Origin of the sequence: Streptomyces sp. NPDC006923, assembly GCF_040635655.1 — a bacterium.
In the GTDB taxonomy this organism is placed as follows: domain Bacteria; phylum Actinomycetota; class Actinomycetes; order Streptomycetales; family Streptomycetaceae; genus Streptomyces.
The window spans coordinates 21,858-42,408 of the sequence record NZ_JBEYIF010000013.1 but is presented as its reverse complement, the minus strand read 5'-3'; the positions used below and the strand labels follow the sequence as shown (position 1 = coordinate 42,408).

Genomic DNA, 20,551 nt, shown 5'->3' with positions numbered 1-20,551 from the left:
GCTGTCGTCGTCATCCGGTCAACGTCCGGTCGGCGGTAAAGATTCCCGTTCCGGGTCATGCGTCGCCCGTCGTGCCGCCCCTTGTTGTACCCACCAGTGCCCGGTTTGTCACATCTACCAGGAGATGTCACCCAACGAATTGATTTCCACAATACGCAGTAACGGTCCGCCCGGCAGGCCAAACGCGTACACTACCGCCCTTTCACTTCAACGTCTAAATCCGCTCCGGCACGGGGTTTCCCGCCGCCGCGATGGCCTGTCTGACCGGCACCCTTGCCAGCAGGCCGAATCCGAGTACGAAGAAGACCACCAACGAGATGATCGCATCCCGGTAGCTGCCCGTGAGCTGATACGCGAGACCGAACACCAGTGGCCCCAGCCAGCTCAGTCCCCGGTCGCTCATCTCGTAGGCGGAGAAGTACTCGGCCTCCTTCCCGCTCGGCACGAGATGCGAGAAGAGCGAACGGGACAGCGCCTGGCTGCCGCCCAGCACCAGCCCGATCGCCGCGGCCAGCGCGTAGAACGCCACCGGCGCCCCGGCGGGCAGGAAATACCCGGATACGAGGATGAGCGTCCAGACGGCCAGCGAACCCAGGATGGTGCGCTTGGCCCCGTACGACCTGGCCATCCGGCCCATGCCCAGCGCGCCCGCCACCGCCAGGATCTGTACCAGCAGCACGGCCGTGATCAAAGTTGTCTGGTCCAGGCCCAGTTCCTCGGAGCCGTAGATCGAAGCCTGCGAAATCACCGTCTGGATGCCGTCGTTGTAGACGAGATAGGCGAGCAGGAAGGACAGCGTCAGCGGATGGCGGCGCATGTCCCGCAGGGTGGCCACAAGCTGCCGCCAGCCGGTGCCCACGGCGCCCTCGGTGTTTTCGGTGCCCTTGGCGTACCGCGGCACCCGGCGGTCGCGCAGCCGGCGCAGCGGGACCAGCGTGAAGGCGCCCCACCACACACCGGCCGAGGCCAGACAGATCCGGACCGCCGCGGACTCCGAGAGGCCGAACGAGTCGTGGCCGGTGTAGAGCACCAGATTGAGCACGAGCACGAGCGCGCCCGATGTGTAGCCGAAGGCCCAGCCCCGCGAGGAGACCGCGTCGCGCTCCTCAGGCCCGGCGATCTGCGGCAGAAACGCGTTGTAGAGCACCATCGACACCGACAGTGAGGCGTTCGCCACGATCAGCAGCAGCGCGCCCAGCAGATAACGGTCGCCGTCCAGGAAGAACATGCCCGCGGTGGCGCCCGCACCCAGATAGGCGGCCGCGGCCAGCAGCGGCTTCTTGCGCCCCGTACGGTCCGCGGCGGCGCCGGCCAGTGGCATCACCAGCACGGCCACCACGACCGACACGGAGACGGCGTAGGCGAAGACCGAGCCCGCGCGCACGGGTATGCCCAGCGGATGGACAAAGCCCTCGGCATCGGCGGCGGCCTTGGCCACCGAGGTCAGATACGGCCCGAGGAAGACCGTGAGCACGCTCGTCGAATAGACGGAGCACGCGAAGTCGTAGAAATACCAGCCGCGTTGCTCGCGGCTGCGGTCCGCCGCCCTGTCGGCCCGGTCCACGGTGTCGGCGGTCACCCCGCGCCCCCTCGCTCTCCCCGCGTCGACGCCCGCCCGGTCAGGACCAGGCTCCCCGCGCGGTGAGTACCGCGCGCAGCGTCTCCAGATGATCGGTCATGATGCCATCCACGCCAAGGTCCAGGAGAGCCTCCATCCGATCCGGCTCATTGACCGTCCAGACATGGACCTGGAGGCCGCGCGCGTGCGCCGTCCTGACAAAGCGCTCGTCGACCACCCGGACGCCGTTCTGTTTCTCGGGGACCTGCGCGCACACGGCGCCCGGCCGGACGGCGGCGGCTATCCCGTACGAGCGCAGCCGCAGGCCGAGCACGCCCCGTACGCCGTACGAGGTGGCGAGCCGGGGGCCCGCGAGCCGCGCCGCGCCCGCCACCCGGGCCTCGGAGAAGGAACCGACGCACACCCGGTCCCAGCTCCCGGTCCTGCGGATCAGCTCGACCAGCGGGACCAGTGCGGGCGCCGCCTTGATGTCCACGTTCCAGCGGGCCTCGGGGAACTCCTCCAGCAGCTCCTCGAAGAGCGGCAGCGGTTCGCTGCCCGCCACCCGGGCCCGGCGCACCTCGTCCCACGGCAGGTCGGCTATCCGGCCCCGGGAGTCGGTCACCCGGTCCAGGGTCGGATCGTGGAAGGCGACGAGCCGGCCGTCGGCCGTGGCGTGCACATCGGTCTCGAAGTAGCGGTATCCGAGGCCGGCGGCGCGCCGGAACGCGGCGGCGGTGTTCTCCAGACCGTCCGCCGCGCCGCCGCGATGGGCGAACGCGATCGGGACCGGCCGGTCCAGGTAGGGGTGAGGTGGGCGAGTCACCGCCGCAGTATGGCCTGCTCCGGTGACCCGGCGGCGACGGCCGTGCTGCCGGGACGCGCCGCCGGGATGGCGAAGACGCGCAGGAAGAGCTGGGCCAGCGGTCCGATGGCGAGGGCGTAGAGCAGCGTGCCGAGGCCCACCGAGCCGCCGAGCGCGAAACCGGTGGCGACGACGGCCACCTCGATCGCCGTACGCACCAGCCGGACCGAGCGGCCGGTCAGCCGGTGCAGCCCGGTCATCAGACCGTCGCGCGGCCCCGGACCGAAGCGGGCCGCTATGTAGAGGCCGGTGGCCGCGCCGTTGAGGACGACACCGGCGATCAGCAGCGCGACGCGGGCGGGGAGGCCGTGAGCGTCCGGGACCAGGGCGAGTGTGGCGTCGATCGCGATCCCGACCGCGAACACATTGGAGACCGTGCCGAGTCCCGGGCGCTCCCTGAGCGGGATCCAGAGCAGCAGCACCCCGGCGCCCACGATGATCGAGACGACGCCCATGGTGAGACCGGTGAGCCGGGCCAGTCCCTGGTGCAGGACGCCCCACGGCTCCAGGCCGAGGCCGCCGCGCACCAGCAGCGCCGAGCTCACCCCGTACAGCGCGAGACCGGCGTAGAGCTGAGACAGCCGACGGGGAAGACGCCCGCCCCGGAGACCGGAGGTGAGGGACACGTTGCTGCTCCCTGGTGGGATGGTGGACTGGTACATGGCACTCTGTGGCGGGCAGGCTGTGGCCAGCCATGGCCAATTCGGGGAAGGTGGACTGATTTTCATGGCTCAGTGGACTTCAGCGGTCGGTGTGGCCCAGCTCGCCCGGCAGCTGACCGCCCAGCAGAGCCGCCCCGCCGGCGCCGGGACGCGCCGCCCGCCCGCCTACCGGGCCCTCGCCGACGGCATCAGGCTGCTCGTCCTCGAAGGCCGGGTCCCCGTCGCCGCCCGCCTCCCGGCCGAACGCGAACTGGCGCTCTCGCTGTCCGTGAGCCGTACGACGGTGGCCGCCGCCTACGAGGCGCTGCGCGCCGAGGGCTTCCTCGAATCCCGCCGGGGCGCCGGTAGCTGGACCGCTGTGCCGGCGGGGAATCCGCTGCCCGCACGCGGTCTGGAGCCGCTGCCCCCGGAGTCGCTCGGCTCGATGATCGATCTCGGCACCGCGGCCCTGCCGGCTCCCGAGCCCTGGCTGACCCGGGGCGTCCAGGGCGCGCTGGAGGAACTGCCGCCGTACGCGCACACCCACGGCGACTATCCGGCCGGGGTACCCGCGCTGCGCCGGATGCTCGCCGACCGCTACACCGAGCGCGGCATTCCGACCATGCCGGAACAGATCATGGTCACCACAGGCGCGATGGGCGCGATCGACGCGATCTGTCATCTCTTCGCGGGCCGCGGTGAGCGGATCGCGGTGGAGTCGCCCTCGTACGCGAACATCCTCCAGCTCATGCGGGAGGCGGGCGCCAGGCTGGTGCCCGTCGCCATGGCGGAGGGGCTGGCCGGCTGGGATCTGCACCGCTGGCGGCAGGTGTTCCGGGACGCGGCTCCCCGGCTCGCCTACGTCGTCGCCGACTTCCACAATCCGACCGGCGCCCTGGCCGACGAGGACCAGCGGCGCGGCCTGGTCGAGGCCGCGCGCTCGGCGGGCACGGTGCTGATCGTCGACGAGACCATGTCCGAACTGTCGCTGGACGCGGATGTCGACATGCCGCGGCGGGTCTGCGCGTTCGACCCGGCGGGCAGCACGGTCCTCACGGTCGGTTCGGCCAGCAAGGCGTTCTGGGCGGGGATGCGGATCGGCTGGGTGCGCGCGGCCCCGGATGTGATCAGGTCCCTGGTCGCGGCCCGCGCGTACGCGGACCTCGGCACCCCCGTGCTCGAACAGCTCGCCGTGAGCTGGCTGATGCGGACGGGCGGCTGGGAGGAGGCGGTCACCCTGCGGCGCGCTCAGGCCCGGGAGAACCGGGACGCGCTGGTGACGGCGGTGCGCGAGCGGCTGCCCGACTGGGAATTCGAGGTGCCGCGCGGCGGGCTGACGCTGTGGGTGCGCACCGGGGGACTGTCCGGCTCGCGGCTCGCGGAGGTGGGCGAGCGGGTCGGGGTACGGGTGCCTTCGGGGCCGCGCTTCGGCGTCGACGGCGCGTTCGAGGGATACGTACGGCTGCCGTTCACCGTCAGCGGCCCGGTGGCCGTCGAGGCGGCGGTCCGGCTCGCGGCCGCCGCGCGCCTGGTGGAGACCGGGGCGGGCACCGGTACGGACGCGCCGCGCACCTTTGTCGCCTGACGGGGAGCGCGGCCCCCGTCAGGAGAAATCCCCGTCATGGGAATGCCGGGACGGGTCCGGTGTGCGCCCCGTCAGCCCTCGGCCGGGACCGGATCCGTGACGCGGTCCGCTGCCCGCTCCTGCCCGTGTTCCTGGACCGGCAGCGCGGCCGTGGTCTCGTCGAGCGTGTGGTGGGGCTCGGGGAGGAGCTCCAGGACGGCCCGGCGGTGCGCCTCGCTTGTCGCGCTGTCGTACGGGTCGGGAGTGGCCGGGACCTGGAGGCGGAGCACGGGACCCGCGCCGAGCCGGGCGTACCCCCTGCCGGGCGGGACGTGCGGGGTGGGCGTGGTGTGCGGCGGCGCGCCCAGCACCGTCTCCACCTGCGCGGACGTGGCGGGCCCCAGGACGACCCGGGCACGGGTGTGTGTCCGTACGGCCTCGCTGAGCGAGTCCAGGCTGTCGAGCTGGTCGGCCACGACCACCGTCACATGGGCGGCCCTGCCGTGGCGCAGCGGCACCTCCAGCAGTTGCTGGGGGTCGGGCCGGCCGTCGGCGGCGGCGAGATGCCCGAAGACGCTCGGCCGGTCGAGCAGGATCCACAGCGGACGCCTGGTGTCGTCGGGCGGGGGATGACCGGCCTGCCGGGCCCGGTTGGCGGCGATCAGCCGCCGCTCGGTCTCCTGCGCGGCCCATTCGAGGCCGGCCAGCGCGCCGGCCAGTCCGCACTCCACGGCCAGCACACCGGTGCGGCCCGGCAGACAGGCGAACTCGCCGGTGCCGCTGCCCTCCACGACCAGCACCTCGCCGTGCTGGAGGGCCTGGAGCGCGATCGAGCGCAGCAGGCTTGTCGCGCCGCTGCCGGGGTGGCCGGCGACCAGGAGATGCGGCTCCGTCGAGCGGGGCCCGGTCCGCCAGACCACGGCCGGCGCGTCACAGCGCTCGGTGCCCGCGAGGACCGGCACGGTGCGCTGCACCCCGGTGTCGGTGAAGCCGAGGACGGTCTCGCCGGGGACGGTGACAAAGCGCTGGGCGGCGATGGAGGTGGACAGGGCGGGGAGCACGCTCATCGAGAGCTGGTTCGCCTCCTCGTCCCAGTCGAAGAGATACTCCCGGCCGCGGCCGGACTTGGCTTGCAGCAGATGCTCGATCCGGGCCCGCGCGGCGGGCTCGCCGTCGGTGAAGTAAGGGGGGTATGTGACCCGCAGCCGGGTGAGCCGGCCGGTGCTGTCGAATTCCTGGCCGCTGAACGCCTTGCTCCAGGTGCCGCCGTGGACGAAGAGCGGCCTCGGGTCCTCCGGCACGGAGAAGTACGGCACCAGCGCCTCGTAGAGGGCCTGGAGCCGCCGTGGCTCCGCGCCGTCGGACCCGGTCCGCGCGGGCGCCCGGTCCCGGCCCTTCCAGCCGGCCGCCGCCATCACCGAGATCAGGACCAGCAGCGGTCCGTACGGCAGGAGCACGACCACCAGGACACAGGCCGCGGCGAGGAACAGCGCGGGACCACGCCGGTCCTTGGGGGTGGCGGCCCATTTCTGCCGGCCCCCGGCGGTCAGCAGCCGCAGGCCGCGGCTGACCGTGATGAGGGGCTGGAAAACGTCCGTGGCGCTGTCGGCGGCCGAGCGGGCCAGCTCGCGACCGCGGGCGATCTGGGCGCTGCCGCTGCTCAGAATGCGGGGAAGTGGTCGCCGGGCCACGGCTGTCTCCTGACGGTGCGGAAGGGATGGGCGGACGTCAGAACTTGATCCCGCCCAGGAGACCGGCGAGGCTCTCGCCGCCGGCCGAGATGCTGGGGGCGATGGCGGTGCCCGCCAGATAGAAGCCGAAGAGCGCGCACACCATCATGTGCGAGGCCTTGAGGCCGTCCTTCCTGAAGAAGAGAAAGACGATCACTCCGAGCAGTACGACACCTGACATGGACAGAATCATGAGAGTTCTCCTGGTAGAGGGGGACAGTCACCATGAGTCCTTCCAGGATCACCGAAAGTATCTATGCGACAAAAGGTGTGAATGAGTGAAATCTCAGGTATTTCACTGTGCTGGCCCAGGCTGAAGAGCCGTTCGGAGGGCGGACCGGCCGCCGCCGGGCCACGCGGGGCGCCCGCGATGATCCTCTCGGCGGGTGAGCCCGGGCCCGGCCGGCACCCGCGCAGTACTCTGTCGATTCACTCGTACGGCGTCGTTGTCGTACGTGCCAGGTCAACGGCGTGAAAGGTGGTCCACCGATGAGCGAAGCCCCGGACCCGGAGGTGATCGCGCTGGCGACGAAGATCTTTGGTCTGGCCCGGAGCGGCGAGGCCGAGGCGCTCGCCGCGTACGTGGACGCCGGTGTGTCCCCCGATCTCAGCAATGAGAGAGGCGACTCGCTGCTGATGCTCGCCGCTTATCACGGCCACGCCCCGACGGTGGAGGCACTGCTGGCCCGTGGCGCCGACGCGGACCGGGTCAACGACCGCGGGCAGACCCCGCTCGCCGGCGCGGTGTTCAAGGGTGAGGACGCGGTGATCCGGGCCCTGCTGGCCGGCGGCGCGGATCCGGCCGGAGGGACCCCCTCCGCCGTGGATACCGCGCGGATGTTTGGGAAGTCGGACCTCCTGGAACTGTTCGGAGCCCAGTGAGACAGACGCCGTAAATGTGGTCGCGGTGGCGAAATGGCTGGGTCATCATGACGTCGGGCCCGTAGGGGGCCACCGACGAGAGGCAGGGAAGATGGTCTGCGCCAAGCGGAAGACGACGGTCGGCCGAACATGTTGCCGCGAGGCCTAGGGCTGTGCGCCCGGCATCCACAACCCCCGGTCGCGTCGACAGCTTGATGTGAGGCTTTTCCCATGTTCGATCCAGTCATAGCGCCGAGCGGCACTCTGCTCGGCCTGCTGCAGAGGGGCCGCGGCGACGGCACGCTGCACGCGCTCGCCGCGCCCCGCGCGGAGGCGCTCGCCGCCCTCAACCACTGCGTACTGAACGACCCGCGCCACGACTGGCAGGTCGAGAACCGTTCGCTGTACTACGCACGCCTGTATCTGGATCTCCACGGCGGCCTCGACGCCGTCGACCACCATCTCTTCGGCGCCGAGGACCGCTTCGACACCGAGGAGTCCAGGACCGGGCTCGCGCTCGCCGTGCTCGGGCATCTCGCCTCGTACGGCAGGCGCGACGCGCTGGAACTGCTCCGGCGTTACGCGGCGACGGGGTCCAACTGGGCCTGGGCCCTGGACGAGCTCGCCCTGCGCGACGACGACCAGGGGCTGCGCGCGCTCGCCGCGCCGGTCCTCGCCCGGTTCCCCGCCTCCCCGGAGGGCGACGCCGACCTGGCGTCCGCCGTACGGGACGCCTTCGAGCCCCGGCCCTGGCGGCTCTGGGCCGACGATCCGCGCGACGCGGTCGGCGCCCGGATCCGGGCCGCCGGTGAACAGGGCTCCTTCGACCGCTGGCAGCGCCAGCTCCGGCCGAGCGGCCCCCGTCCCGGCTGGAGCGTGCGGGCCGTCTTCGACTGGGCGCAACAGGCCCTCGAACGCGGCACCGCGCTGCATGTCCCCGCCGCCCGCTGTCTCACCGCCGTGGCGGGGCCCGAGGACCGGCCCATGATCGTCGAGGCCGCCCGGGGCGGCCCCGACGGCGCCCGCTGCGCGGCACTCCACTATCTCGCCGAGGCCCGCGATCCCGTCGTCCTCGATCTGATCGAGGACGCCGCGCTCAGCCCGGACCGTACGGTCGCCGACGCCGCCGTCTCCGCCTTCGAGCGGATGTGCGGGGACGAGGCCGTCGACCGGGCCCGGGGCTGGGTGCACCGGCCGGACGCCCTCGGAGCGTCCGCGGCGGGCGTGCTCGCCACCCGTGGCGGCACCCGGGACACCGATCTCGTGCTCGGCGCGCTGCGCGAGACGGTGCGGGCCCAGGGCCCCGACGCCCCGCCGCTGTGGACCCTCGTTGACGGCGCGGGGCGCCTCGGCATCGTCTGCGCGGCTCCCGTGCTGCGCCATGTCTACCGGGAGACCGCCTCCTCGCAACTGCGCGGCCGTACGGCCCGCGCGCTCGCCGCCACCGATCCCTCCTACGCCACCGGATTCGCCGTGGAGTGCCTGTGGGACTGCGAGGAGACCACCCGGGAGATCGCGGCGAGGCACGCCGAGACCGCCGACGCGCGGGTGGCGGAACGGCTGCGGCGGCTGGCCGCGGACCCGGCCGAGGAGGCCGAGGTGCAGACCGCCGTACGCAGCCGGATCGGTCCGGACACCGGAGCGGCATGAGGCGCGGTACGAGACGGGGCGCCGCCGCCGCGCGGACCGCCCCGGCCTGACCGGGAGGCCGCCCGGAGCGCCTCCGGGAGGGCGCCCGCGCAGCCTTTGTACCTTTGCCGCCTGCTCGGGACGCCCCTGATCCCAATGCTCATGGGACGTTTCCCACGCGGAAAGATCCACGTTGGCAGGGACACGTTCGGCAGGACGACAACACGGATATGCGTGTCGTCATCGTCACCGAGTCCTTTCCGCCAGATGTGAACGGCGTAGCCCACTGCGCCCTGCAGACCGCCCGGCACCTCGCCGCCCGCGGTCATGATCCGCTCGTCATCGCCCCGGCGGTCGCCGCCGATGCCGAGACCGACGCACCGTGCCCCGTGGTGCGCGTGCCCTCCCTGCCGCTGCCCGGCTATCCGCAGGTGCGGGTGGCGCTGCCGAGTCGGCGGGTGGCGGCGACGATTGCCGCGCACCACGCTGATCTCGTCCATCTCGCCGGGCCCTTCGTCCTCGGCGTGCGGGGCATGACGGCCGCCGCCCGCCTCGGTGTGCCCGCCGTCGCCGTCTACCAGACCGACCTGGCGGGCTACGCGCGTACCTATGTCGGCGCGGGCGAGGCCGCGGCCTGGCGCCGGATACGCGCCGTGCACACCGCGGCCGACCGCACGCTCGCGCCGTCCAGCGCCGCCGTCCGCGACCTGGCGGAGCACGGCATCCCGCGGGTGCGGCTCTGGCAGCGAGGCGTGGACACCGACCGGTTCCGGCCGGAACTGCGCGACGAGGCGCTGCGCAGGCGGCTCGCCCCCAACGGAGAGCTGATCGTCGGATACGTCGGCCGGCTGGCGCCCGAGAAGCATGTCGAACTCCTCTCCGGCGTCTGCGAACTGCCCGGCGTCCGGGTCGTGATCGTGGGCGACGGCCCCAGCGAGACCTCGCTGCGCGCCGCGCTGCCCGGCGCGGTGTTCCTGGGCCGTACCACCGGGGACGAACTGGCCCGGGTCTTCGCCTCGTTCGACGTGTTCGCGCACACCGGCCCGTACGAGACCTTCTGCCAGACGGTGCAGGAGGCCATGGCCAGCGGCGTACCGGTCGTCGCGCCCGCCGCCGGCGGACCGCTCGACCTCGTCGACCACGGACGTACCGGACTGCTGGTGACCCCGCACGACGCCGGAGCCGTCACCGAGGCGGTACGGGAACTCGCCTTCGCCCCCGCGCTCCGCGCGGCCTACGGACGGGTCGGCCGGGCCACGGTCGAGGGCAGGACCTGGGCCGCGGTCGGCGATCAGCTCCTCGGCCACTACGCCGAGGTCCTCGGCGCGCGCACGGCGGTGGTCGCGTGAGCGCCCTGCGGATCGTACGGCTCGCCAACTTCGTCACCCCGGCCTCCGGAGGACTCCGCACCGCCCTGCGGGAACTCGGCAGCGGCTATCTCGCGGCCGGCCACCGGCCCGTGCTGATCGTCCCCGGCGACCGGGAGACCGACGAGGACACCGAACAGGGACGGGTGATCACCCTGCCCGGCCCGGTGCTGCCCGGCACCGGCGGATACCGGGTGCTGACCGCGCGGCGGCGGCTGCGCGAGGTGCTCGAATCGATCGGCCCCGACCGGCTCGAAGTCTCCGACCGGACCACGCTGCGCTGGACGGGGGAGTGGGCACGGCGCCACCGGGTCCCCTCCATGATGGTCTCGCACGAGACGGCCGACGGAGTGCTGCGCACCTGGGGCGTGCCCGCCGTCGCGGCGGGACGGACGGCCGACCGGATCAATCTGCGCAGTGCCTGGGCGTATTCGCGGATCGTGTGCACCACCGAGTGGTCGGAGCGCGAGTTCCTCCGGATCGGCGCGCGCAATGTGGTGCGCGCCCCGCTGGGCGTCGATCTGACCCGGTGCACGCCCGAACGCCGCAGCGAGGCTCTGCGCGCCCGCTACGCGCGTGGCGCGGACGTGCTGCTGGTCCTCGGGTCACGGCTCTCGGTGGAGAAGCGCCCGGGGATCGCTCTCGACACGCTGGCCGAGCTTCAGGCGCGGGGTGTCCGGGCCGTGCTGGTCGTCGCCGGCGAGGGTCCGCTGCGCGCCGGACTGGCCCGCCGGGCCCGTGCGCAGCGGCTGCCCGCGCTGTTCCTCGGGCATGTGGCCGACCGGCAGGAGATGGCCGATCTGCAGGCCGCCGCCGACATCTGTCTGGCGCCGGGCCCCGCCGAGACCTTCGGGCTGTCGGCCCTGGAGGCGCTCGCCTGCGGCACCCCCGTCGTGGCGAGCGCGTCCTCGGCGCTGCCCGAGGTGATCGGCGACGCCGGGGCCGCGGCCGCCGACAACGCCGTCGCCTTCGCCGACGCGGTCCAGGACCTGCTGTCCCGCCCGGAGACGGACCGCCGCACCGCGGCCCGCACCCGCGCGGAGCTGTTCGGCTGGGACACCTCGGTCGCCGCGTTCCTGGCGGCCCACGACGCGCCGGCACTGAAGGCCGTGGCCCCCGCGCGCCCGGAAGGAGCCCCGAGATGACGACGTGGCCCGCCACCGGGACACCGGTGCCGGGCGGCCGTACGGAGCGCGGCGGGATCCCGGCGCCCGGGGCCCCGGCAGCCGTGTCCCGGGGCGCGCGGGACCTTCCCGCGCCGCTCCCCGCCGTGCTGCCAGGCCCGGCCGTCACCCCGCCGCCGACCCTGCGGTACGCCGCCCTCGGCGACTCGCTCACCGCCGGGGTCGGCGACCCGGTGGACGGCGGGTGGCGCGGCTGGGCCGCGCTGCTCGGCGCCGGGATCGGAGGGCCCGACGCGCCCGGTGTGTTCCGTAATTTCGCCGTCAGCGGGGCCCTGACCCGCGATGTCGAGGAACGCCAGGCCCCGGCCGCCGTCGAGTTCGCGCCCGGTGTCGCCTCCGTCGTCGTCGGCGTCAACGACACCCTGCGCCGCGCCTTCGACATCCAGGACCTCGCCCAGCGCCTCGACAGGATCTGCGGCGTCCTCGCGGCGCACGGCACCCTCCTGCTGACCGCCTGCCTGCCCGACCCGGGCAGCATGCTGGGCCTGCCGGCGCCCCTGGCCCGGCCGCTCGCCCGCCGTCAGCGCGCCGTCAACGCCGTCGTGCACGCCCTGTCCGCGCGCTACGACACCGTCCATCTGCACATGGCGGACGCCTCCTGGGTCGCGGACCGCTCCCTGTGGAGCGCCGACCGGCTGCACCCCGGGGAGCGCGGCCACCGGACGATCGCCCTGCGCTTTCACGAACTGCTCGCCGCACGCGGACTTGTGGCGGGCCCGCCGCCCGCCCTGGAGACGGACCAGCCCTCGCCCACCCGGACGGCGGTACTTCTCTGGCTCGCCACCTCGGGCACCGGCTGGGTGGCGCGCCGCTGCCGGGATCTCCTGCCCGAGCTGCTGCGGCTGGCGGGTGACGAGGTACGGCACGGGGCCCGGGGCACCAGCGCCCGGCTCGACCTCCACGCCGAGCACGCGCTGTCCCGTGCGCTCGCGGCCCTCTCCCCGGGCGCCCCGCTTGCGAGAATGGGGGAATGACCGGGCGCTGGGAATTCTGGATCGACCGGGGCGGCACCTTCACCGACGTGGTGGGCAGGCGCCCCGACGGAGAGCTCGTCACCAGAAAGCTGCTCTCGCACGATCCCGAGCGCTACCGGGACGCGGCGGTCGCCGGAATCCGGCTGCTGCTCGGTCTCGGACCGCACGACCCGGTCCCCGCCGACCGGATCGACGTCGTCAAGATGGGCACGACCGTCGCCACCAACGCGCTCCTGGAGCGGCGCGGGGAGCCGACCGTCCTGCTCATCACCGAGGGCTTCGGGGACGCCCTGCGGATCGCCTACCAGAACCGCCCCCGGCTGTTCGACCGCCGTATCGTGCTGCCCGAGGCGGTGTACGACCGGGTCATCGAGGTCCCGGAGCGGATCGGCGCCGACGGCGCCACCGTACGGCCGCTCGACACGGACACCGTCACCGAACGGCTCCGCGCGGCGCGCGCGGACGGCTTCCGGAGCGCCGCCGTCGTGCTGATGCACGGCTACCGTCACCCCGGGCACGAGCGGGCCGTCGCGGACATCGCCCGTGCGGCGGGCTTCACGCAGATCAGTTGCTCCCACGAGGTCAGCCCGCTGATCAAACTTGTGCCGCGCGGGGACACCACCGTCGTCGACGCCTATCTGTCACCGATCCTGCGCCGCTATGTCGACGAGATCGCCGCCGAACTCCGGGACGTCCGGCTGATGTTCATGCAGTCCAACGGCGGGCTCCGGGAGGCGGCCCATGTCCGCGGCAAGGACGCCGTGCTCTCGGGACCTGCCGGTGGTGTGGTCGGCATGGCCCGTACGTCGGAGCAGGCGGGCTTCACCCGCGTCATCGGTTTCGACATGGGCGGCACGTCCACCGATGTCTCGCACTACGCGGGCGGCTTCGAGCGCGCACTCGGCACCCAGGTGGCCGGCGTCCGGATGCGCGCGCCCATGATGAACATCCACACCGTCGCGGCGGGCGGCGGGTCCGTCCTGCACTTCGACGGACAGCGCTACCGCGTCGGCCCCGACTCGGCGGGCGCGGAACCGGGCCCGGCCTGCTACCGGCGCGGCGGTCCGCTCACGGTGACCGACGCCAATGTGATGCTCGGCCGCGTCCAGCCGGCCCACTTCCCCGAGGTGTTCGGGCCGGACGGCGACCAGCCCCTGGACGCCGGGACCGTACGGGAACGCTTCACGGCACTGGCCGCCGAGATCCGCGAGGCCACCGGCGTCGAGCGTGCGCCGGAAGAGGTCGCGGCGGGATTCCTGGAGATCGCCGTCCTCAATATGGCGAACGCCGTCAAGAAGATCTCCGTACAGCGCGGACGCGACATCACCCGCTACGCGCTGACCAGTTTCGGCGGGGCCGGAGGCCAGCACGCCTGCGCGGTCGCCGACGCCCTCGGGGTCGACACCGTGATCGTGCCGCCGCTCGCCGGCGTGCTCTCCGCGTACGGCATCGGGCTCGCCGACGCCACCGCCATGCGGGAACAGTCCGTCGAGGCCGAGCTGGACGAGCGGACCCTCGCCGAGGTGCGCGAGCTGTGCGGCTCCCTCGCCCGGCGCACCCGGGCCGAACTGCGCGCCGACTCCGTCCCGGACGCGGCGATCACCACGCGCGCGCGGGTGCTGCTCCGCTACGCCGGTACCGACGCGAGTCTGCCGGTCGCCCTGGGGGACCTCTCCGCCATGGCCGGCGCGTTCACGGCCGAGCACCGCGCGCGCTACGCCTTCACCATGGACAAGCCGCTGGTCGTGGCGGCCGTCTCGGTCGAAGCCGTCGGTGTCTCGGGACCGGACGCCCCCCGTCCGCCCGTCCGGTCCGGCCGTACCGCCCCCGCCGCCCCGGCCGCGACCGTGCGGGTGTTCTCCGACGGCCGCGCGCAGGACACCCCGCTGTACCGACGCGAGGATCTGGGGCCCTCCGACACCGTGACCGGGCCCGCCGTGATCGCCGAGGCCGACGCCACGACCGTCGTCGAGCCGGGCTGGCAGGCGGTGCCGGGAGAGCGGGGACATCTGCTGCTCACCCGCGTACGGCCGCGTCCCTCGCGTGTCGCGGTCGGCACCGATGTCGATCCCGTGCTCCTGGAGGTCTTCAACAACCTCTTCATGGCCGTCGCCGAGCAGATGGGCGTGCGCCTGGAGAACACCGCCCACTCCGTCAACATCAAGGAACGCCTCGACTTCTCCTGCGCGCTCTTCGACGCCGACGGCAATCTGATCGCCAACGCGCCCCACATCCCCGTCCACCTCGGGTCGATGGGCGAGTCCATCAAGGAAGTGCTGCGGCGCGACCACGACGAGCTGCGGCCCGGCGACGTCTACGCCATCAACGACCCGTACCACGGCGGCACCCATCTGCCCGATGTGACCGTGGTGACGCCCGTCTTCGACGAACGCGGCGAGCGGCTGGAGTTCCTGGTGGCCTCGCGGGGCCACCACGCCGAGATCGGCGGGATCACCCCCGGCTCCATGCCCGCCTTCAGCACCACCGTCCACGAGGAGGGTGTGCTCTTCGACAACTGGCTGCTGGTCAGGGACGGCCGGTTCCGCGAGGCCGAGACCCGGGAACTGCTCACCACCGCCCGCCACCCGTCCCGCGACCCGGACACCAATCTCGCCGATCTGCGCGCCCAGATCGCGGCGAACGAGAAGGGCATCGCCGAACTGCGGCGCATGGCCGGGCAGTTCGGCACCGACGTGGTGCAGGCGTACATGGGCCATGTGCGGCGCAACGCGGAGGAGTCCGTACGCCGGATCGTCGCCGGGCTGCACGACGGCTGGTACCGCTACGAGACGGACGGCGGAGCGGCGATCGAGGTCGCCGTCCGGGTCGACCGCGCGGCGCGCGGCGCGGTCCTGGACTTCACCGGCAGCTCGGCGCAGCTCCCGGGCAACTTCAACGCGCCCAGGTCGGTGGTCATGGCCGCCGTCCTGTATGTCTTCAGGACCCTTGTCTCCGACGACATCCCGCTCAACAGCGGCTGTCTGGAGCCGCTGGAGGTGCGCGTACCGGAGGGCTCGATGCTGGCGCCCGTGTATCCCGCGGCGACCGTCGCGGGCAATGTGGAGACCTCGCAGGCCGTCACCGGAGCGCTGTACGCGGCGCTCGGCGTCCAGGCCGAGGGGTCCGGCACCATGAACAACCTCACCTTCGGCAATGACCGGGTGCAGTACTACGAGACCGTCGCGAGCGGCTCCGGCGCGGGCGACGGCTTCGACGGGGCGGACGCCGTCCAGACCCATATGACCAACTCTCGTCTCACCGACCCCGAAGTGCTGGAGTGGCGCTACCCGGTGCGGGTCGACAGCTTCGCGGTCAGGAGGGGCAGCGGCGGCCCCGGGCGGTGGCGGGGCGGCGACGGGGTCGTCCGGCGTATCCGCTTCCTGGAGCCGATGACGGTGACCCTGCTCAGCGGTCACCGCAGGGTCCCGCCGTACGGCATGGCCGGGGGCGGCCCCGGCGCGCTCGGCAGCAACGAGGTGGAGCGCGCGGACGGCACGGTCACACCGCTGCGCGGCGTCGACTCGGTGGAGGTGGCACCGGGCGATGTGCTGATCATGCGGACACCGGGCGGAGGCGGCTACGGAACACCGGGCTGATCCGCCGGCGGCTCAGCGTCCCGCCGCCGAGAAGCGCACCGGCGTCCCCGGCGGCGCCTGCGCCGCCGCCGCGAGATCCCGCTCCCGGACGACCGCGACCACCGGATAGCCGCCGGTCGTCGGATGATCGGCCAGGAACACCACCGGCAGTCCGTCCGGCGGCACCTGCACGGCCCCGGTCACCAGGCCCTCGCTGGGCAGTTCACCCGTCACGGCCCGTTCCAGCGGCGGCCCCTCGGTGCGCAGCCCGATGCGGTTGCTCGCGGACGACACCCGGTAGACACGGGTGACCAGGGTGCGCAGAGCCGCGTCCGTGAACCAGTCGTCGCGCGGCCCGAACCGCACCCGCAGCACCAGCTCCGCCGGCGGCGCCGGAAACGGCACGGCGTCCGCCGGTACGGCCCGCCCCCGGGCACGGCCGAGCGGCAGTACCGTCCCGACCCGCAGCGGCGCGGGGCCGAGACCCGACAGCAGGTCCGTGGACCGGCTGCCCAGCACCGGCGCCACCGCGATCCCGCCGCCGAACGCCACATAGCCGCGGACGCCGGAGACCGCCGCCCCGATGTCGAGCACCGCGCCCGCGGGCACGTGTACCGGAGCGCCCCAGGGCGCCGGACGGCCGTCGACGGAGACGGGGCACGGCGCCCCGGCGACCACCGCGGTGACCGCGCGGCGCGGCCGTACCGCACAGCCGTCGAGCGTGGTCTCCAGGACGGCCGCGCCCTCCGGATTGCCCACCAGCCGGTTGACCAGCCGCAGCGTGGGCAGATCAAGGGCGCCGGAGCGCGGGACGCCCAGGTGCGCGTGCCCGTACCTGCCCAGATCCTGCACCGTGGTCAGCGCCCCGGCCCTGATGACCGTGAGTGCCCCGTCCGTCATCGGTCGGCCGCCGTGAACCGCACCCGTGTGCCGGGCGCCAGCAGCGCGGCGGGCTCGCGCGCCGGGTCCCACAGGACGCTGTCCGTCGTCCCGATGAGCTGCCAGCCGCCCGGGGAGGAGCGCGGATAGACCCCGGTGTACGGGCCCGCGAGGCCGACCGCGCCGACCGGGACGGCGGTACGCGGCGTGGGCCTGCGGGGCACGGCGTACCGCCGCGGCAGCCCGGTGAGATAGCCGAAGCCGGGTGCGAACCCGCAGAAGGCCACCCGGAAGTCGACCGCCGAGTGGATCCGCGCGACCTCGCGCGCCGGCACTCCCCACAGCGCCGCCACCTCCGCCAGATCCGGGCCGTCGTAACGCACCGGCAGTTCGACCGTGCCGGCCGCCCGCGCCCCCGGAGAGGCGGCCTCCCAGCCGGCCAGCCGCGCCGCGAAACCGGCCGGATCGGCCAGGCCGTCGATCAGCACGGTGCGGGCCGCGGGCACGATCTCACCGACCGGCGGCAGCGTCCCGGCGGCCCGGCGGCGCAGCAGCTCGGCGTGGAGCGCCACCGTCTCGTCGGCGTCGGCCAGTTCGACCAGCAGGGCCCGGTCGCCGACGGGCAGCGTCCTCATACGAAGGCCTCCACCCGGACACCGGCCGATTCGAGCTGGGCGCGGACGCGGCGGGCCAGGTCGACGGCACCGGGGGTGTCGCCGTGCAGACAGAGGGAGCGGGCCCGGACATTGACCGGCTGTCCGCACCGGGAGGTCACCACGCCGAACCGGGCCATACAGACGGACCGTTCCACGACGGCCGCCGGATCGGTGATCACCGCGCCCTCCTGGCCGCGCGGCACCAGTGTGCCCGCCGCCGTGTACGCCCGGTCGGCGAACGCCTCGGTGACGACCGGCAGTCCGGCCTTCTCCGCCCGCTCGTGCAGGACGGAGCCCGGCAGACCGAGCAGCGGCAGCCGTTCGCCGCTGAGCATGACGCCCTCGACGACGGCCTCGGCCTGCTCCCCGTCGTGCACGACCCTGTTGTAGAGCGCGCCGTGCGGCTTGACATAGGCGACCCGGGCGCCCGCCGCCCTGGCGAACACCTCCAGCGCGCCGATCTGGTAGGCGATCTCGGCGGCCAGCTCGTCCGACGGCACATCCATGGAGCGGCGGCCGAAGCCCGCCAGATCGCGGTACGAGACCTGGGCGCCGATCCGCACTCCCCGCTCGGCGGCCCACGCGCAGACCCGCCGCATGGTGGCCGCGTCCCCGGCGTGGAAGCCGCAGGCCACATTGGCGCTGGTGACGACGGAGAGCAACTGCTCGTCCTCGGTCAGCCGCCAGCGGCCGAAGCCCTCGCCGAGGTCGGCGTTGAGATCGATGGACGCCCAGGTCATGGAGTCACCTTCCGATCGGATCAGAGCAGTTCCCGGCCGCGCGTCTCGGGCAGGCCGAGCAGCGCGAGTACCGCGAGACCGTAGCCGACGGCCCCGAAGACCAGGGCGCCGCCCACACCCCAGCTTTCGGCCAGAAATCCGACGAGGGTGGGGAAGAGCGCGCCGACGGCCCGTCCGGTGTTGTACGTGAAGCCCTGGCCCGTGCCGCGTACGGCGGTCGGATACAGCTCACTGAGGAACGAGCCGAAGCCGCTGAAGATGGCCGACATGCAGAAGCCCAGCGGGAAGCCGAGGACGAGCAGCAGACCGTCGGCCGTGTCCGGGATGTTGACATAGGCCAGGATCGCGGCGGCGGAGAGCACGGCGAAGATCGCGACGTTCTTCTTCCGGCCCAGCCGGTCGGTGAGATAGCCGCCGGTGAGATAGCCGATGAAGGCACCCGCGATCTGGAAGGTCAGATAGCCGCCGGTGCCGACGACGGTGAGACCCCGGTCGGTCTTGAGATAGGTCGGTACCCAGGTGGCGAGCGTGTAGTAGCCGCCCTGGACACCGGTGGACAGCAGGGTCGCGAAGAGCGTGGTGCGCAGCAGATTCCCGCGGAAGATGGCGGTGAACGAGCCCTTCTCGCGGCTCTCGCGGCGCTGTGCCGCCGCCGCGGGGGCGTCGCTGACGTTCCGGCGGACATAGATGATCAGCAGGGCGGGCAGCGCGCCCGTCCAGAACATCACGCGCCACGCGGTGTCCGCGTCGAGGAACTGGAAGACCAGCGTGTAGACGACCACGGCGAGCGCCCAGCCGGCCGCCCACGCGCTCTGGACGGCGCCGAGCGTACGGCCCCGGTGCTTGGCGGAGGCGTACTCGGCGACCAGGATGGCGCCCACCGCCCACTCGCCGCCGAAACCGAGGCCCTGGAGGGCCCGGAACAGCAGCAGCGTCTCGTAGTTGGGTGCGAAACCGCACAATACGGTGAAGACCGCATAGGTGATCACCGTGATCATCAGGGCCTTCACCCGGCCGATCCGGTCGGCGAGGACGCCGGCGATCGCGCCGCCCACGGCGGAGACGACGAGCGTGACGGTTGTGAGCAGACCCGTCTGCCCGCTGTCCAGGCTGAAGTACGCGGCGATCGCCACCATGCCGAGCGGCAGCGTGAAGAAGTCGTAGGAGTCGAGGCCGTAGCCGCCGAACGCGCCGGCGAAGGCGCGGCGGCCCCGGGGCCCCAGCGCCCGGAGCCAGGCGAACGCGCCGGTGTCCTCGGGGAGTTCGTCCTTGGTGGTCTGTGCCCGGGTGGTGCTCATGTGCACCTCGCAGAGGGAGGGGGAGAGTGCGCTGAGGAGAGCGTGCGCAGACCGTGACCCGGGAACCGGAAGGAGAACAACCGGCCCGATACGGCCCGAGAGCTGAGCTGAGCTGAGAACTGAACTGAGCGGTGTGAGCTGAGCGTTGAGCTGAGAACAACGTAGGGGATCGTTCAACGATCCGACAAGAGTTATGTTGTTTCGTTCTTGCTTCTACGATGGGTCGTACACGTGGCGGATGCCGTCGGCGAGGGAGAGAGCGCTGTGGGGACAAGCGGGGCCGAACTCGGCGAACTGGCGGACGACCGCCCGCTGCTGGGCCGTACCAGCACGGCGGAACGGGTCGCGGACATCCTGCGCACCCGTATCGCGGAGGGCTACTTCCCGCCGGGGGAGCGACTGTCCGAGGACGCCATCGGCAAGGCGCTCGGCGTCTCGCGCAACACGTTGCGCGAGGCGTTCCGGCTGCTCACGCACGAGCGGCTGCTCGTCCATGAGCTCAACCGGGGTGTCTTCGTACGGGTGCTCGCGGTCGGGGACGTCGAGGACATCTACCGCACGCGCCGGCTGATCGAGTGCGCCGTGGTCCGGGGGCTCGCCGGGCCGCCGTTCGCGCTGAGCGGCCTGGAGAAGGCGGTCGCCGAGGGCGAGCGGGCGGCGAACGAGGAGATCTGGAAGGGCGTTTCGACGGCCAACATCCACTTCCACCGGGAACTCGTCGCGCTGGCGGGCAGCGCGCGCACCGACGAACTGATGCGCGGCGTCCTGGCCGAACTGCGCCTCGCCTTCCATGTGGTGGACGATCCGCGCGGGCTGCACGAGCCGTATCTCCTACGGAACGGGCAGCTTCTGGAGTCCCTCAGATCGGGGGACCGGGAGGGCACGGAGCGGATGCTCGCCCGCTATCTGGACGACTCGCGGGAGCAACTCGTCGAGGTCTACGCGGGTCTCGTCGCCGGGGACGGCGCGCGCGGCGGTGCGGAAGGCTCCGGCTGAGCCCGCCCGGACGCGGTCGCTTCTGCGCCGTTTC

At 73.0% G+C, this 20,551-nt stretch carries 17 protein-coding genes; 8 read left to right on the top strand and 9 right to left on the bottom strand.

What is annotated here, in order from left to right:
- Positions 1 to 214 precede the first annotated feature (214 nt).
- The 3 genes from ABZ707_RS24520 to ABZ707_RS24510 are packed head-to-tail and all read right to left on the bottom strand — an operon-like array spanning position 215 to position 3,049.
- Entirely contained in the window at positions 215 to 1,579 is a 1,365-nt protein-coding gene (locus ABZ707_RS24520; protein ID WP_360178833.1) for an MFS transporter, read from the bottom strand.
- A 40-nt stretch (positions 1,580 to 1,619) separates the two neighbouring features.
- Positions 1,620 to 2,384, bottom strand: coding sequence for a glycerophosphodiester phosphodiesterase (locus ABZ707_RS24515; RefSeq protein ID WP_360178830.1), 765 nt, complete (start codon positions 2,382 to 2,384; stop codon positions 1,620 to 1,622).
- Positions 2,381 to 3,049 (bottom strand): hypothetical protein, encoded by a 669-nt coding sequence (locus ABZ707_RS24510; protein WP_360178827.1) that lies wholly within the window; start codon positions 3,047 to 3,049, stop codon positions 2,381 to 2,383. The genes ABZ707_RS24515 and ABZ707_RS24510 overlap by 4 nt, the downstream gene beginning before the upstream one ends.
- Positions 3,050 to 3,149: 100 nt before the next feature.
- Between ABZ707_RS24510 and ABZ707_RS24505 the strand changes: the two genes are divergently transcribed.
- A complete protein-coding gene (locus ABZ707_RS24505) occupies positions 3,150 to 4,649 on the top strand; it encodes a PLP-dependent aminotransferase family protein (RefSeq protein WP_360178824.1) in 1,500 nt (499 codons plus the stop codon).
- A 71-nt stretch (positions 4,650 to 4,720) separates the two neighbouring features.
- On the opposite strand, the gene ABZ707_RS24500 is transcribed toward ABZ707_RS24505, so the two are convergent.
- Complete coding sequence (locus ABZ707_RS24500) at positions 4,721 to 6,319, bottom strand: hypothetical protein (RefSeq protein WP_360178821.1); 1,599 nt, start codon at positions 6,317 to 6,319, stop codon at positions 4,721 to 4,723.
- A gap of 37 nt (positions 6,320 to 6,356) precedes the next feature.
- Complete coding sequence (locus ABZ707_RS24495; RefSeq protein ID WP_360178818.1) at positions 6,357 to 6,551, bottom strand: hypothetical protein; 195 nt, start codon at positions 6,549 to 6,551, stop codon at positions 6,357 to 6,359.
- Between the two features lie 296 nt (positions 6,552 to 6,847).
- Between ABZ707_RS24495 and ABZ707_RS24490 the strand changes: the two genes are divergently transcribed.
- The 6 genes from ABZ707_RS24490 to ABZ707_RS24465 all read left to right on the top strand — a co-directional run bounded on the left by ABZ707_RS24490 (position 6,848) and on the right by ABZ707_RS24465 (position 15,969).
- Complete coding sequence (locus tag ABZ707_RS24490) at positions 6,848 to 7,240, top strand: ankyrin repeat domain-containing protein (RefSeq protein ID WP_360178815.1); 393 nt, start codon at positions 6,848 to 6,850, stop codon at positions 7,238 to 7,240.
- Positions 7,241 to 7,450: 210 nt separating this feature from the next.
- Entirely contained in the window at positions 7,451 to 8,869 is a 1,419-nt protein-coding gene (locus ABZ707_RS24485; protein WP_360178812.1) for a HEAT repeat domain-containing protein, read from the top strand.
- 209 nt (positions 8,870 to 9,078) lie between these two features.
- Positions 9,079 to 10,197, top strand: coding sequence for a glycosyltransferase family 1 protein (locus ABZ707_RS24480; protein WP_360178809.1), 1,119 nt, complete (start codon positions 9,079 to 9,081; stop codon positions 10,195 to 10,197).
- Positions 10,194 to 11,360 (top strand): glycosyltransferase, encoded by a 1,167-nt coding sequence (locus tag ABZ707_RS24475; RefSeq protein WP_360178806.1) that lies wholly within the window; start codon positions 10,194 to 10,196, stop codon positions 11,358 to 11,360. The genes ABZ707_RS24480 and ABZ707_RS24475 overlap by 4 nt, the downstream gene beginning before the upstream one ends.
- Positions 11,357 to 12,373 carry an SGNH/GDSL hydrolase family protein gene (locus tag ABZ707_RS24470; RefSeq protein WP_360178803.1) on the top strand — a complete coding sequence of 339 codons (1,017 nt, stop codon included), beginning with the start codon at positions 11,357 to 11,359 and terminating at the stop codon, positions 12,371 to 12,373. The genes ABZ707_RS24475 and ABZ707_RS24470 overlap by 4 nt, the downstream gene beginning before the upstream one ends.
- Entirely contained in the window at positions 12,370 to 15,969 is a 3,600-nt protein-coding gene (locus ABZ707_RS24465; protein WP_360178800.1) for a hydantoinase B/oxoprolinase family protein, read from the top strand. The genes ABZ707_RS24470 and ABZ707_RS24465 overlap by 4 nt, the downstream gene beginning before the upstream one ends.
- A 12-nt stretch (positions 15,970 to 15,981) precedes the next feature.
- Here the strand turns inward: ABZ707_RS24465 and ABZ707_RS24460 are convergent, their stop codons facing one another.
- From ABZ707_RS24460 to ABZ707_RS24445, 4 genes are read right to left on the bottom strand one after another with little or no spacing between them, the layout of a single operon-like run.
- Positions 15,982 to 16,848, bottom strand: coding sequence for a biotin-dependent carboxyltransferase family protein (locus ABZ707_RS24460; RefSeq protein ID WP_360178797.1), 867 nt, complete (start codon positions 16,846 to 16,848; stop codon positions 15,982 to 15,984).
- Positions 16,845 to 17,462, bottom strand: a complete 618-nt coding sequence (locus ABZ707_RS24455) for an allophanate hydrolase subunit 1 (RefSeq protein ID WP_360178794.1) — start codon at positions 17,460 to 17,462, stop codon at positions 16,845 to 16,847. The genes ABZ707_RS24460 and ABZ707_RS24455 overlap by 4 nt, the downstream gene beginning before the upstream one ends.
- Positions 17,459 to 18,223: a 5-oxoprolinase subunit PxpA gene (locus ABZ707_RS24450; RefSeq protein ID WP_360178791.1), complete on the bottom strand. Its 765-nt coding sequence runs from the start codon at positions 18,221 to 18,223 to the stop codon at positions 17,459 to 17,461. The genes ABZ707_RS24455 and ABZ707_RS24450 overlap by 4 nt, the downstream gene beginning before the upstream one ends.
- A gap of 20 nt (positions 18,224 to 18,243) precedes the next feature.
- Positions 18,244 to 19,521, bottom strand: coding sequence for an MFS transporter (locus tag ABZ707_RS24445; RefSeq protein WP_360178788.1), 1,278 nt, complete (start codon positions 19,519 to 19,521; stop codon positions 18,244 to 18,246).
- A gap of 264 nt (positions 19,522 to 19,785) precedes the next feature.
- Between ABZ707_RS24445 and ABZ707_RS24440 the strand changes: the two genes are divergently transcribed.
- Positions 19,786 to 20,517 (top strand): GntR family transcriptional regulator, encoded by a 732-nt coding sequence (locus ABZ707_RS24440; protein WP_360178785.1) that lies wholly within the window; start codon positions 19,786 to 19,788, stop codon positions 20,515 to 20,517.
- Positions 20,518 to 20,551 lie beyond the last annotated feature (34 nt).

Excerpts from the sequence above, each read along its gene's own strand:
- ABZ707_RS24505 (WP_360178824.1), top strand. The coding sequence starts at position 3,150 with ATGGCTCAGTGGACTTCAGCGGTCGGTGTGGCCCAGCTCGCCCGGCAG.
- ABZ707_RS24495 (WP_360178818.1), bottom strand. The coding sequence starts at position 6,551 with ATGATTCTGTCCATGTCAGGTGTCGTACTGCTCGGAGTGATCGTCTTT.
- ABZ707_RS24490 (WP_360178815.1), top strand. The coding sequence starts at position 6,848 with ATGAGCGAAGCCCCGGACCCGGAGGTGATCGCGCTGGCGACGAAGATC.
- ABZ707_RS24485 (WP_360178812.1), top strand. The coding sequence starts at position 7,451 with ATGTTCGATCCAGTCATAGCGCCGAGCGGCACTCTGCTCGGCCTGCTG.
- ABZ707_RS24480 (WP_360178809.1), top strand. The coding sequence starts at position 9,079 with ATGCGTGTCGTCATCGTCACCGAGTCCTTTCCGCCAGATGTGAACGGC.
- ABZ707_RS24470 (WP_360178803.1), top strand. The coding sequence starts at position 11,357 with ATGACGACGTGGCCCGCCACCGGGACACCGGTGCCGGGCGGCCGTACG.
- ABZ707_RS24465 (WP_360178800.1), top strand. The coding sequence starts at position 12,370 with ATGACCGGGCGCTGGGAATTCTGGATCGACCGGGGCGGCACCTTCACC.
- ABZ707_RS24460 (WP_360178797.1), bottom strand. The coding sequence starts at position 16,848 with ATGACGGACGGGGCACTCACGGTCATCAGGGCCGGGGCGCTGACCACG.
- ABZ707_RS24455 (WP_360178794.1), bottom strand. The coding sequence starts at position 17,462 with ATGAGGACGCTGCCCGTCGGCGACCGGGCCCTGCTGGTCGAACTGGCC.
- ABZ707_RS24450 (WP_360178791.1), bottom strand. The coding sequence starts at position 18,223 with ATGACCTGGGCGTCCATCGATCTCAACGCCGACCTCGGCGAGGGCTTC.
- ABZ707_RS24445 (WP_360178788.1), bottom strand. The coding sequence starts at position 19,521 with ATGAGCACCACCCGGGCACAGACCACCAAGGACGAACTCCCCGAGGAC.